General features: G+C 61.0%; 8 protein-coding genes. 6 read left to right on the forward strand and 2 right to left on the reverse strand.

Going from position 1 to position 13,614, the window contains the following annotated elements; genetic code table 11:
* Nucleotides 1-585 precede the first annotated feature (585 nt).
* Nucleotides 586-1,494 (reverse strand): AraC family transcriptional regulator, encoded by a 909-nt coding sequence (locus ACFSR7_RS10280; RefSeq protein WP_378161182.1) that lies wholly within the window; start codon nt 1,492-1,494, stop codon nt 586-588.
* Between the two features lie 366 nt (nt 1,495-1,860).
* Between ACFSR7_RS10280 and ACFSR7_RS10285 the strand changes: the two genes are divergently transcribed.
* From ACFSR7_RS10285 to ACFSR7_RS10310, 6 genes are all read left to right on the forward strand, one after another.
* On the forward strand, nt 1,861-5,112 hold the full coding sequence (locus tag ACFSR7_RS10285) for a glycosyl hydrolase (RefSeq protein ID WP_378161184.1): 3,252 nt from the start codon (nt 1,861-1,863) through the stop codon (nt 5,110-5,112).
* A 65-nt stretch (nt 5,113-5,177) separates the two neighbouring features.
* Nucleotides 5,178-7,001: a cache domain-containing sensor histidine kinase gene (locus tag ACFSR7_RS10290; RefSeq protein ID WP_378161186.1), complete on the forward strand. Its 1,824-nt coding sequence runs from the start codon at nt 5,178-5,180 to the stop codon at nt 6,999-7,001.
* Nucleotides 6,976-8,586, forward strand: coding sequence for a response regulator transcription factor (locus tag ACFSR7_RS10295; protein WP_378161188.1), 1,611 nt, complete (start codon nt 6,976-6,978; stop codon nt 8,584-8,586). The genes ACFSR7_RS10290 and ACFSR7_RS10295 overlap by 26 nt, the downstream gene beginning before the upstream one ends.
* Before the next feature lie 128 nt (nt 8,587-8,714).
* The gene (locus ACFSR7_RS10300) at nt 8,715-10,229 is read left to right on the forward strand and encodes an ABC transporter substrate-binding protein (RefSeq protein ID WP_378161189.1); all 1,515 of its coding nucleotides are present in this window, start codon (nt 8,715-8,717) and stop codon (nt 10,227-10,229) included.
* Between the two features lie 91 nt (nt 10,230-10,320).
* Complete coding sequence (locus tag ACFSR7_RS10305) at nt 10,321-11,202, forward strand: carbohydrate ABC transporter permease (RefSeq protein WP_378161191.1); 882 nt, start codon at nt 10,321-10,323, stop codon at nt 11,200-11,202.
* Between the two features lie 18 nt (nt 11,203-11,220).
* Nucleotides 11,221-12,048, forward strand: coding sequence for a carbohydrate ABC transporter permease (locus tag ACFSR7_RS10310; protein WP_378161193.1), 828 nt, complete (start codon nt 11,221-11,223; stop codon nt 12,046-12,048).
* Between the two features lie 257 nt (nt 12,049-12,305).
* Here ACFSR7_RS10310 and ACFSR7_RS10315 read toward each other — a convergent pair whose 3' ends face one another.
* Complete coding sequence (locus ACFSR7_RS10315; RefSeq protein ID WP_378161195.1) at nt 12,306-13,538, reverse strand: MFS transporter; 1,233 nt, start codon at nt 13,536-13,538, stop codon at nt 12,306-12,308.
* Between the last annotated feature and the right edge of the window lie 76 nt (nt 13,539-13,614).

The following is a 13,614-nucleotide window of genomic DNA, read 5'->3' on the forward strand; positions in this document are numbered from 1 at the left end:
GCGCATCCGCGAAGCAAAACCAGCCGCTTAACCTCAAAAAAAAGGACTTCCCCAACATTGGCCTCACGCTTGGCTCCATGACCAAATTAATTATGAAATTGACTTAATATACATCTTTTTTTGCCGATATTGCCCTCATTGGACAAAAAAGATGCGAAAATGCAGGTATTTTCCTCCGTCAGCCGAGTTTCCGTCTTGTGCTGCGAATTTACCTGCATATTTGCAGGCATTTCACCAAGTGGTGCGAGTCGGTAGAAAATACATGTACAAATGCAGGTTTTCGGCCCGCCAAACTTCCGAAAAGCTCCGGCACGTCGATCGCGCGCTTGAGTGCCCGTGAATCGCCGCACGAATCCTCCGTTTTTTGAAGCAGGCCAGTAAATGATGTCTTGTCGTCTCTTGACCGAGGCCGGGCCAAGCATTCATCATTCAGTTTCGCCGCGCTGTGCCGGTCCGTCCTGCTACTCGGGCTCCGGCTCCGGCTCGGGTTCGGGTTCGGGCTCGGGTTCGGGTTCGGGTTCGGGTTCGGGTTCGGGTTCGTGCTCTGGCTCAGGCCCGGGAACGGGATCGGACACGGCATCGAGATCAGGCATCGGGATCGGGATCGGGCTCCGGTCGCAGGCGGAAAGCCGACGGCGACAGCCCTGTCGCTTCGCGGAAGCTCCGCGAGAAATAATGCACGTCGCCGTAGCCGAGCGAATCCGCGATATCGGTGATCCGCTCCCCAGTCAGCAGCAACCGTTTGGCGCACGCGATGCGCTCCCGCATCGCATACACCTTGGGACTAAGACCCGTCGCCTCTCTGAAAATCTCGGCAAAGTACGTCGGATGGTAGCCGCATAGCTGCGCCAGTTCCCGGCTCGTCCAGCTGCGCGCCGGCTCGCGGGCGATCGCCGCAAGCGCCGGCGCGATGCGCCTCGCCGACGGATCGGGGCGCTCCTGCAGCTGCCGCCGTACGAGCGCGACCAGCAGCGTGGTCATATAGCCGCGCATGGCGGCCTCGCAGCCTGGGCGCTGCTCTCTGTATTCGTCGACGATCGGCCGGAACAACGGCTCGAGCTCGGGCGCGTGCAGGACATGCGCCAGCGCGAGCGAAGGACGCCCTTCGCCGGCGTCGATCCTGTATTCGGCCGGCGCCGCATCCCGCTCCGCGCCGTCGCACGCGCGTATAGCGGAAGCGGGATGTACGGAGACGGGCGTACCGCCGTCCCAGTCGAAATGAATGCTGTAGAAGCCCGTCGGCTCGTTCGCCGCCGTCTCGATGCGGTGCGGACTGCCACTGCCGTAGAAGGCGCATCCGCCCTGAGACAGCGAATAGCGATTGCGGCCGAGCGTCAGCTCCACGCGTCCGAACAGCACGAAGAGCAGCTGGCAATCGGGGATGACGCGCGGCCCCCAGACGAAAGCCGGCTCCTGCACGGCGCGCTCGGCGAAGTGAACGATCGGCCGGATCGACGCCAGGTCGATCGTCTGTACTCCTTTTATCGTTTGCATCCGCGGCGCTCCTTTTCGTTATGGGCGTATTATAAAGCATCACCTGTCAAAAGTGCACCTCATTCCCGGCGCGACTGCAAAGACAGTCGGCACGCCGCCGGGATAAACTGGCTGAAACAACGCCGAGGAGGTTGCATCTCCATGCATTCACCTGACACACCTGACACATCTGCCACATCTGCCACATCTGCCACAACTGCCACATCTGCCACATCTGCCACATCTTCTAGATCTGACACATCTTCTAGATCTGACACATCTGCCGAATCTGCCTCGCCAGCCACATCGGCCGACAAGCACCTGTCAGGCTTCGCCGATCCCGCCGCCATCTACCGCCCCGCCCCACTCTGGGTATGGAACGACGACATGGAGCCCGAATCGATCCGCTTCCAGCTGCGCGAGCTCGCCTCTCACGGCTTCGGCGGCGCTTTTGTCCACCCCCGTCCGGGCCTCATGACCGAGTATTTGTCGGAGACGTGGTTCGAACGATGGGGCGAGGCGCTGGAGGAGGCATCCCGGCTTGGCCTGAAGCTGTACATTTACGACGAAAATTCCTATCCCTCCGGCTTTGCCGGCGGACATGTGCCGTCGGAGCTGCCCGACTGTCTCGCGAACTCCGTGCTGTTCCACGAATATGGGGCCGACGAGGTGTCGCGCAAGCTGGCGAATTCGTCGCCGATGCTGAACCGTCCCGGCCATCCGATCAGGACGTTTGCGGTGCAGGAAACGCCTGACCGGACGCCGGCCTGGGAGATCGTCCGCGACGTCACGCTGCTGCCGATGACGCAGTGGCAAGAATACGGCGACCGCTTCTGGGTATTCGAGCTCGGAACGCCGATGACGAACAACTGGCTCGGCGGCTTCGCCTATGCGGACCTGCTGCGGCCGGAGGTGACGGCGCGCTTCCTCTCCGTCACGCACGAGGCCTATCGCGAGCGCTTCGGCGACCGGTTCGGCTCGCTGATCCCCGCGCTGTTCACCGATGAGCCGGAGATCTCGCCGGGCAATCTGTTCGAGCACGGCTCGCCGCTGCCGTTCAGCTTCTGGTTCGCGGGCGAGTTCGAGCGCCGCAACGGCTACGATCTGCGCGATTACTTGCCTTTCTTGTTCCGCGACGCCGCGATCGGCGGCGAAGTCGCGTCAGCCGTCGATGCGGCGAAGGTGCGATTCGACTATTTCGAGACGATCCGCGAGCTCTGGGTGAACAACTCGGTGCGCCCGATCTCGCAGTGGTGCGAAGATAACGGCATCGCCTATACGGGCCACTATATTGAACATCAATGGCCCCATCCGTTTCACCGCACGTCTCCGGCCGTCATGTCGCTCTACGAATACATGCACTGGCCGGCCATCGACCTGCTGGAGACCAAGCTGCTCCGGGCCGACGCAGCAAGCACAACGTTCTTGCCGTTTGCGCCGCCGAGCGAAGCGCAGCGCGCGCAGGGCGCTTACAACGATCCCGCGGCGCTGCTGACCGTCCGCGAGGCGCATAGCGCCGCCAACCAGTTCGGCAAGGAGAGGGTGCTCTGCGAGGCGTACGGCGCCGGCGGCTGGGACTCGTCGTTCGAGGACTACAAGCGGATCGGCGACTGGCTGTACGTGCACGGCATCAACTTCCTCAACCAGCATCTGACCTACGGCACGATCGTCGGCGCTAGAAAGCGGGACCATCCCCAATCGTTCGATTGGCGCCAGCCCTGGTGGGACGAATATACGCAGCTCAACGATTATTTCGGTCGGCTGTCGTACGCCCTGTCCCAAGGCCGTACGGTCAACCGGATCGCCCTCCTAAATCCGACGACGTCCAGCTTCGTCGTGACGGCCGAGGCTGTCGACGGGGATCCCGTCTACCAGCGGGGCATCGTCGACATGCTGGCGTTCGTGCAGTCGCTGTCCGACGGACAATGGGACTACGATCTTTGCGACGAATATATCATGGAGAGACATGCCGACGTCGAGGGGTCCAGCCTGCGCGTCGGGCAAAGTCACTACGAGATCGTCATCGTCCCCGCGGCGATGACGCACATGAAGGCTTCGACCGTCGCGCTGCTGCGCCGCTTCCTGGAAGGCGGCGGCTTCGTCGTGGCGGCGGACCGGGCGCCCGATCGCGTGGACGGCGCGCGCTGCGAGGACGCGGCGGCGCTGGCCGGCCATCGCGGCTGGCACAGGGCGGCGGATGCGGCGGGACAGCTCGCGCTGCTGTCCGCCTTCGCAGCGCCGCGCCTGCGCATCGCCGGCGAAGAAGCGGCGCCGCCGAGCGGAATCGCGCATCTGCGCCGCGAGCTGGGCGACGGTTCCGCCTTATACTTCTTCACTAACTCCCGAAGCACCCGCTTCGACGGCAAGGCAACGCTGCGCGGCCGGCGCGCCGTGCTGTGGAATCCTTTGGACGGCTCGGCGACGGCGCTTGATTTGTCGCCGGACGACGACGGAAGTTTGACGCTCGATTTGTCGCTGAACGCTTCGGGATCGCTGCTGCTGCGCGTCTTCGAGGAGACGGCGCAGGACGACGCCGCGCCTGACTTCGCAAACTTTGCGGCTACCGGCGGCTTTGCGGTCGCGACGACTGCAGACGCCGTCGGAACCGCAAGCACGGCGTCTGTCCCGCCGCAGCCGTTCCCGCGTCATACGGCCGCAGCGACGCGCTTGCCGATCGCGCTATCCGCGCCGGAGATCGTGCCGGAGCGGGACAATGTGCTCCCGATTCTGCACTGCGACCTTTACGCCGGCACCAAGCAGTATCTCGGCATGCATACGGTTCACGCGGCACGATTCGCATTCGAGCATCACGGCTTCGACAACAATCCGTGGGACAATGCCGTCCAGTTCAAGCGGCGGCTGCTGGATCGCAACGAAGCCTTCGACGAGCGGAGCGGGATAACTGCCGACTATCACTTCCACGTCGACAGTCTGGACGGGATCGGTCCGGTGCGGCTCGAGCTGGAGCGGCCGGCTTGTTATCGGATTGCCGTCAACGGCGTCCCGGTCGAAGCGGCCCCGGGCACCTCGCGGCTGGACCGCCATATGGGAGCCGTCGACATAACGCATACGCTGCAGCCGGGGCGCAACACGATTCGGCTGGAAGGCCGGCCGTTCTCGATCTGGATGGAGCTGGAGCCGATCTATCTGTTCGGACAGTTCACGGTCGCGCCGAATCCGCAGGGCGGCTGGCGGCTGGCGGCTGGCAGGCCGCTCGGACAAGGTGCATGGCTGGACCAGGGCTACCCGTTCTACTCGGACGCCGTGCGCTACCGCTATACGTTCACCCTGCCGGCAGAAGCCGGACGCGTCATGTTAACCGCGCCGGCCTGGAACGGCGCCGTGCTCTCCGTACGGGTGGACGGCGAGCAAGCAGGCTTGCTGGGCCTTGAGCGAGACGACGAGCTGGAGCTGACCTCCCTCGTGCGTCCGGGTGCCGTCCACACGCTCGATTGCCGGATCAGCGGCACCTTCCGCAATCTGCTGGGACCGCATCTCGATGCCGCCAAGCTGCGCAATACAGCCTGGCCGGGCGCCTGGAAGCGTTCCCCGCTCGAGGGACCGCCGCCGGCGGAAGACTACGACCTGCTGTCTTACGGATTGCTCGCACCTATTGAGATTTGGACAATCTCCCGTTAACATACAACTATCGCCAGGCAGTCGCGGCGTCTAAGCGCCTATCGAACGGAAGGACGGGAAGCGCATTGAAGAGAATATTGCCGTTCAAGCAGAAGCTGGTGCTGACGTACGTCATCTTCATCGTGCTTCCGATGTCCGTACTCGGCCTGGGCGCCTACCGGCTTTACAGCCAGGCCATGGAGAATAAGGTTAGCGATTTCGTACAGCAAGTCGCCGTGAGCACGTCGTCGAATATCGAGATGTACATCCGCGAGCTGGAGCAATTCACGCTCATGCCCTATTACAATCGCGAACTGCAGGACATGCTGACGGCCAGTGCGGCCGCCGGAGAACAGACAGACGCGGATATCAAGCAGACGCTCGAAAAAAACTTCAGCTTCTGGCAGTCGCAGCGGGGCAGCATCGAAAATATAACGTACTTCAGCAAGCCGGGCGAAGGCGCGAGACGCATCTACAGTCTCAGCTATCTGCTGCCCGGCCTTTCCATTGAGCAAATGCCCTGGTTCGAGGATTTCGATGGCTCCGACGCGCTATTGGCCACCCTGAGCCTGCACCGTCCCGAAGCCAGCCAGCTCGTTCAGAACGGCGAGCCCCTCCAGGTCTTTTCCCTCGTCCGCAGAATTTATTACACCTCTACCTTGCTGAAAACCGCCGGATACTTCCAGGTGGACTTTACGCTGGAGGATATCGAACGCATTACGAGCCGCGTCAACAGCGAGAAGAACGGCTCCTTTTTTGTTCTCGATGCGGACAGGCAGGTCGTCTACGCCGACGATCCGGTGAAGCCCGAGCTGCTGGCTTCCGTCGCGGGCCTTCAAAAAGGCGGCTCGGGTCCGCAGATGATTGACCTGGACAAACGGAAAACGATCGTCGTTCAGCATCCCGTGGGCAAGATGGGCTGGACCGTTGTCGGCTACGTTCCCGTATCCCGCATCGTATCCGGCATCGCCTCGGTCCGCAACTCCATGCTGCTGATCGGCCTCGTCTGCATCGCGATCGCGCTGGCCGTATCCACGGGCATATCCTATAGCATGACCAAGCCCATCTATCGGCTGATCTCGCTCATCAAGCGCGTCGAGCGCGAAGACTTCCAGATCGAATACGACAATCCGCCTCGCAACGAGCTCGGACAGCTGATCCGCAGCTTCATACGCATGAGCCGCCGGCTGGACGAGACGATCCGGCATCTGTACCAGGCGGAGATCGTCCGCAAGGAAAGCGAACTGCAGGCGCTGAGATCGCAGATCAATCCGCACTTTTTATTCAATACGCTGGAAACGATCAAAATGCGGGCGGAGCTCGACGAAGCCGACGATACGGTCGACATGATTACGGCGCTCGGCAAGCTCGTCCGGTCGTCGCTCCAGTCCGGCAGCGACTTCATTACGCTGCAAGAAGAGAAGGATTATCTGATGAATTACCTTTTGATCCAGGAAAACCGCTACGGCGGACGCTTCGACATCACGGTACGCGTCGAGGAAGCGCTCCTGTCGTGTTATATTCCGCGGCTCCTCGTGCAGCCATTGATCGAAAACGCGTTCTACCATGGGCTGGAAATGAAGCAGGGCAAAGGCAAGCTGACGGTCAGCATCGCCTCGGAGCCAGACGCCGTCAAAGTAATCGTCGCGGACGACGGCCTGGGCATCCCGATCGACCGCCTGCTGGAGCTGCGGCGCCAGACAGGCGTGGAGACGCTGAAGCCTCAGCACGACGGCGGCAGCATCGGACTGGTCAACGTTGCTGCCCGCATTCAGCTTTATTTCGGACTTCCTTATACGATGCACATCGACAGCCGGCCCGGTCACGGGACGGAGGTCATTTTGATGCTGCCCCATATTGCGAGCGAAAGGGAGGTCGAACGCTATGTATCGCGTTATCATCGCGGATGACGAAACCTCGATTCGTCAAGGCATCCGTAAAATTTTGCAGCGTTTTGCGCCGCACTGGGAGCTCGTCGGCGAAGCGGAAGACGGCGAAGCCGCCTTGCGGGAGATCGACCGCCTGCAGCCCGATCTGATCATCCTCGACTACCGGATGCCCGGACTGACCGGCATCGAATGCTGCGAGCGGATTGCGTCCGAGGCGCCGCAGATCCACCGCATTTTGCTGACCGCCTATCAGGAATTCCAGCTTGCCAAGCAGGCGATCGAGCATGGCGTAGCGGCGTTCATCACCAAGCCGCTCGACCGCAGCGAGCTGCTGCAGACGCTGGACAAGATCGCGCAATCCATCGATCACGAACGCAGCGAGCGGGCCAGGCTGGACGCCCTGGAGCAGTCGCTCAAGAAAGCCGCGCCGCTGGCCGAAAAGCTGTACTATCAGCATTTCCTCTTCGGGCAGGACGATCAGGAGCTGGCCCAGCTGCTCGTCGAGGCCGGCTATCCGCCGCTTCACGACCGCGACGGCCACGAACTGATCGTACTGGCCGTCAGTCCCGACTGGATCGAGCCGCAGCGCTTCCGCCCGTCCGACGAGGAGCTGTTCCGCTATGCGCTGACCAAGTTCGTGCAGGAATGGTGCGCCGAAGACCCGCACTGCTATGTGCTGCAGGACCACATCGGCCAGGTCGTCGTGCTGATGAGCCGGCCGGCCGGCGCTGCGGCCTTCGCCTCCGAAGCCCGCGGCCGGGCCGCAGCGCTCAAGCAGGCGATCGAGCAAAGCTTCGGGCGTGCCGCGACAATCGGCATGAGCGGGCTATATCCTTTCGCCGCTGCTTCCAACGCCTATCGTGACGCCTCGCTCGCCGTTACCTACCTGCTCGTCTGCGGCGGCGGACAATTGCTGTCGCTTCCGGAACTTCGCGCCGACAAAAAAATGAATCTGTCCTCGGGCCCGGCGGAGCAAATCGAGCTGTCGCTTGCGCAGCTGCTGCTCGGCAATGGCGAGGAGGCACTGGCAATCTTCGAACGGTTGACGGGCGCGGATCGGATGATGCCGGTCGAGCTGCGCCGGACCACGACCCATTATTTGCTGAGGCTCGGCGCGCAGCTCCGGCTGATGGATCTGAATCTGTCCGCGATCAGCGGCAGGTCGCTGGAGGACTGGCTGCAAGCGGCGGAGACGGCGGTGACGCGCGATTCGCTGATGGGCATGATCGGTACGCTGCTCCTTCAGCTCGCCCATACGATCGCCCAAGAGCAGAGCGAGCAACAAGTCCCGCTGCTGCAGCAGGTCCAGCAATACGTATCGGAATCGCTTTCCGAAGGCGTCAGCCTCCAGTCCGTCGCCGACCGTTTCGGCATGAACGCCAGCTACTTCAGCCGCCGCTTCAAATACGAGACGGGACGGAACTTCGTCGTCTTCCTCAAGGAATGCCGGATGGAGCGGGCCAAGACGCTGATCGAGCAGAGCGAGCGCAATCTCCAGGAGATCAGCGAGCTGATCGGCTATGCCGACCTCAAGCATTTTTACCGCGTATTCAAGGAATACACCTCGTACTCCCCCACCGAGTACAAAAAGCGGCACGGTTGCTGAGCGCGGTAAGGTAAAAAAATTCATCCGAAAGTAAAATCTCTCCCACTACCGAGCCCGGCAGGCCTGAACTAAGATGGAGTCAGGAATGATGACGCTTTCAAAAAACAGTCTCGAGGGGGATGGCCACCATGACGAACAAATTCGCCAAAAGCTCCGCGGCCTTAATCGCGCTGGGTCTCGTGCTTAGCGCCTGCGGCGGCAACAACGCCGAAGAAGGACAAGCCGCTTCGACGACGCCTGCAGCGAGCGGCACGGCGGGCAGTTCGACCGGCAGCGCGGCCGGCGGCTGGAAGGGCACGATCACGATGTACGCCCAGTCCTACACGCCCAACTCCAAAAACATTGCCGGTCTGAAGCAGCAGTCGGGACTGCAGGATGTCGCCAGCGAGTACGAAGCTGCGCACCCCGGCATCAAGATTGAATTCATCGACGAGGAGTTCAAGGACTACACGCAAACGGTGCGGGTCAAGGCCGCCGCCGGCGAGCTGTTCGACGTCTTCTGGGGCCAATGGGCGGAACTGAACAATACGTTTCCCAAGGGCATCGCAGAGGACTTGACCGCCTACTTCAGCCAGCCGAATCCGTACATTCCCGGCAAAGCCACCTGGGGCGAGGCGATGAACGCCACCGTCGTGAGCGAGACGAAGTCTCCCGACGGCAAGAGCTACAACATCAACGGCGACTATGTCGCGACCGCGTTTTTCTACAACAAGGACCTGTTCGCGAAAGCGGGCATCTCCCAGCCGCCCGGCAACTGGTCGGAGCTGATCGAGACAACTAAGAAGCTGAAGGACGCAGGCATTACGGCCATGTCGCAAGCGCCGGATTACGACTGGTTCCAGCGTCACTTCCTGTCCGACTTCTACGCCAAGGAATTTGAGCAAATCGCCGGCTTTGACCAGAGCCCAGGCGTCTCCTCGCTGGACCAGAGCGTCGCCATCGCCAAGGGCATGCTGAACACGTCCGACAAGCGCTTCATGGGCTGGTGGCCGATGTTCAAATCGTTGACCGACAACTGGAAGCCCGACTATCTGTCGTCCGAGCCCGGCGTCGTCGGCAGCAACGCCCGCAACGACTTCCTGGCCGGCAAAACCGCGATTTTCTACGACGGCAGCTGGCTCCCGGAAAACGCCAAGGACGCCAACGTCAGCTTTGAGCTTGGTTCGTTCAACTTCCCGGTGCTGACGCAGGCGGACACGCCGTACACGACAGGCACCGACGCCTCCGGCGCGGTCGGCGGTCCCAACGCGGCCTTCCAATTCGCTGTCGCGACCAAGCAAGCCGACGCCTCGATGAAGGAAGCCGGCAAGCAAGCCGCCGTCATCGACTGGCTGCAATTCGTCGGCACGCCGGCGAATGTCGAGCGCATCGTCAACGAGCACGGCACCTTCGTACCGACCTGGCCGGACACGAAGCCTGCCGAGAGCATGACCGAGCTCGCCAACCAGGCGTCCAATGAACTCAAGGCGCTCGGCGTCGGCGGCTCCTCCCCGAACCTGAACAAAAATATGCAGCGCATTTTCGGCCTCTACCTGAGCGGCAATATCGATCTTGCCAAAGCCACCTCCGACGTGCAAAAAGAGCTGGATTCGGCGATCAAGGAATACCAATCCAAAAACAGCGTCGATCTCGGAAAATACTAAGGCGCTGCGCGGATGCAGTGAAAAGGGGGCCGCAGTTTCGCAGCGCTCCCCTTTTTTTCATCCCCGGAAGCCAGGAAAGGACGAATGCCGCATGACCGGAAAAGCAAAGCTGAAAACCGCGCTGACCGGGTACGCCTTTATATTGCCTACTTTTATTTTCCTGTTCTGGTTTATGTACTACCCGGTCTACCAGGCGCTGATCGGCGCCTTCACCGATTGGGACGGCTTCAATGCGCCGCGTTATATCGGACTGGACAACTTCGTCCGCCTGATGGGCGACGAGGTGCTGCGGCAATCCACGATCAACGCCTTGATCTGGGTCGTTCTGTCGATCGTACTGGCCGTCGTGCCGCCGTTTCTCGTCGCGGAGCTGATCTTCCAGCTGAAGCGCGAGCGCGCGCAGTACATTTACCGGACGCTGTTCGTCGTACCGATCGTCATTCCCGGCATCGTCACCATATTGCTGTGGCGTTTTCTGTACCAGGGGGACGGCGCCATCAATCAGCTGCTGGAGCTGGTCGGACTCGGTTCGCTGAAGCAGCTCTGGCTCGGCAATCCGAATATCGCGCTTTATTCGATCATTCTGATGGGATTCCCGTGGATCAGCGCGTTTAATCTGCTTATCTTCTACTCCGGTCTGCAGAGCATCTCCACCGAGGTGCTGGAGGCGGCCAAGCTGGAGGGCGCAACGGGCTGGAAGCGCGTATGGCGGATCGACATCCCTTCTTCCTTCCCACAGCTGCGGCTGATCATCATCCTGACCCTGATCGGCAGCCTGCAGAACATCATTCCGCCGCTCATCATGACGAACGGCGGTCCCGGCTACTCCACTTACGTGCCGATATTGCACATGTACAACGTCTCTACCGTCAACGGCGAGTTCGGGTACGGCATGTCGATTGCGCTGGTCATGTTCGTCGTCATCCTGCTGTTGACGCTCGTCAACATGAAGCTGGTCAAATCCGATACCTGAGGACAGGAGGTCCAACCGATGCGCGCTCTCCGCCTGCCAGGAGCGGGGCAACTCTTGCTGCTGCTGCTGCTTGTGTTCAACCTGCTGCCCATTTACTTTATCCTCGAAAACTCCGTCAAGACGCCGCTCGAATTCGCGTCCAGCACGCTGTCCTTCCCCCAGGCGCTGCAATGGAGCAATTACGGCGTCGCCTGGGAGAAAATCAGCCTGTCGCTGTACAATTCGTCCATCATCATTGCAGCCAGCGTCGTCGCCATCGTCGCCTTCTCCGCGATGAGCGCCTACTCGTTTTCCAAGCTGCGCTTCCCGCTTAAAAACACGCTGTTCCTGCTGGTATTCGGCCTCCTGCTGATTCCTGGCTTTCTGACGCTCATTCCGCTTTATTTGCAGATCAAAAAGCTCGGCTTAAGCGACAGCTATCTGGCGCTCATCCTGCCGTATATCGCCGGCGGGCAGGCGTTCAGCATTTTTGTCCTCAAGACGTTTTTCGAGCAGCTGCCGGACGAGATTTTCGAAGCCGCTCGCATCGACGGCGCCGGCAACATCCGTATCTTCTCGACCATCGTGCTGCCGCTCTCCGTACCGATCTGCACGACGGTCGCCATCATCAATATAACCAGCCTGTGGAACGACTACCTCCTGCCTTCGCTGCTGCTGAACCGTGCCCACCAGACGGTCACGATGGCGCTCGTCGCGTTCGAGGCCGCCGCCGGCAACTACGGCCTCAGCGACTACGGCGGCATGATGGCCGCCTACCTGCTCGCCGCCATTCCGCTGCTGCTGTTGTTCTCGCTGCTCATGCGCAACTTCGTCGAAGGCATTTCCAGCGGGTCGATCAAGATGTAAGACGCAGCCGTATGATTGAATGAAGTTCCGCAAAATAACTCTGTACAGCGTCTCTTGCGCTCGATTGACGACGCGGTTCCGCAAAATAACTCTGTACAGCGTCTCTTTCGCTCGATTGACGACGCGGTTCCGCAAAATAGCTCTGTATAGCGTCTCTTGGGCGCTGCTATTGAGCCCGGCCATTTGGTCATGTTTGATGGTAAATAGCCCAATCGTCATTTTTCTTGACGATTGGGCTGGCCTAATTTGTATACAATTTACGTTGAATTGGCAGCATTCGCAGACTCACCTGCGGCCATGCCCGTTCGCGCAACTGCTGCCCGGTCGAATCGGCTTGCCTTGATGAACCAGGCCGCGCCAAGCAGGACGCCCCCGGTCAACGCGAAGACGAGCGAGATGCCAAAGGCGCTGCCTACGATGCCGCCGAGCATCGGTCCGAGGACGAAGCCAAGCATGTTCGCCGATTGGCTGAGGCTCACGGCTCTTCCCCGAAAGTCGCTGTCGGCGAATCGCACGATCAGCGCGTTAAGCGACGGGAAGACGGCCGCATAAAAAAGGCCGTAGCCGAAGCGCAAGCCGGTGAAGGCCGCAACGCCGGGAACAAGCAGCTGCAGCAGACTGCCGATCCCGCCGCCTACGAGGCCGACGATCAGCGTTTTCCCCAAACCCCAACGCCCGCCCATTCGTCCCCAGAAGGCGCCGGTCAATACGGTAGCCAGCCCTACAGCGGAGAATGCGATCCCCGAGCTAAGCATGGCATCGCTTTCGTCCGCGCCGAGTTCGACGACATAGAGTGACAGCAGCGGCTCCAGCATGTAGGTCGACACCGTGACGACTACGATGATGCCATAAATACGAAGCAGCATGGGCGTCTTCGCCGCCTGCCGCAAGTCTTGCCGAATGGTCGTTCGGACCGTATCGCGCCGTCGGTTGGCCTCCCGGACGCCGATGACGGCCAACGCGGATAGGATCATGAGCGCACCGGAGAGGATGAAGCATCCCCGCAGTCCGATCCATGTACTGATTAAGCCTCCCGCCAGCGGGCCAATGATGCTCCCTGCCGCAGTGGAGGTCGACATGACGCCAAGTGCGTACCCGACATGCTTCTCCGGCGTATTGGTCCCGACCAGCGTCATGGATGCCGGATAGAAGCCCGCCATGACGCCCTGGAAGACGCGAACGGCCAGGAACGAGATCAGATCGAAGACGAAGACGTTGGCGATAAAAGCGAGTCCGAGCCCGATTCCCGAACGGATCAACATCGGCTTGCTGCCGAAGCGATCCGCGAGCGAGCCCCAGAACGGCGCGCATAAGCCGCTCACCAGGAAGCTGATGGAGATCGCGACGCCGGCCCACGTCTCGACATGCTCAGATACGCCAAGGTCCTGTCGCAGAAACAAAGGGTAGAACGGCGTGGATAGCGTGGCCGCCATGCCGTTGATAAACAGGCCGCACCAAAGCAGATACATGTTGCGTTTCCAATCGGGCAATGCGACGCCTCCTGTTCGTTATCGCTCTCCGATACGCCTCATCTGGAGAGCCGGTGTCGCAGCGCCTTTTCCTTCG

Origin of the sequence: Cohnella sp. GCM10020058 (assembly GCF_042683485.1) — a bacterium.
Classification (GTDB): Bacteria; Bacillota; Bacilli; order Paenibacillales; family Paenibacillaceae; genus Cohnella.

Bases quoted from the DNA above. Each gene is read 5' to 3' on its own strand.
- ACFSR7_RS10280 (WP_378161182.1), bottom strand. From the start codon at position 1,494: ATGCAAACGATAAAAGGAGTACAGACGATCGACCTGGCGTCGATCCGG.
- ACFSR7_RS10285 (WP_378161184.1), top strand. From the start codon at position 1,861: ATGGAGCCCGAATCGATCCGCTTCCAGCTGCGCGAGCTCGCCTCTCAC.
- ACFSR7_RS10295 (WP_378161188.1), top strand. From the start codon at position 6,976: ATGTATCGCGTTATCATCGCGGATGACGAAACCTCGATTCGTCAAGGC.
- ACFSR7_RS10300 (WP_378161189.1), top strand. From the start codon at position 8,715: ATGACGAACAAATTCGCCAAAAGCTCCGCGGCCTTAATCGCGCTGGGT.
- ACFSR7_RS10305 (WP_378161191.1), top strand. From the start codon at position 10,321: ATGACCGGAAAAGCAAAGCTGAAAACCGCGCTGACCGGGTACGCCTTT.
- ACFSR7_RS10310 (WP_378161193.1), top strand. From the start codon at position 11,221: ATGCGCGCTCTCCGCCTGCCAGGAGCGGGGCAACTCTTGCTGCTGCTG.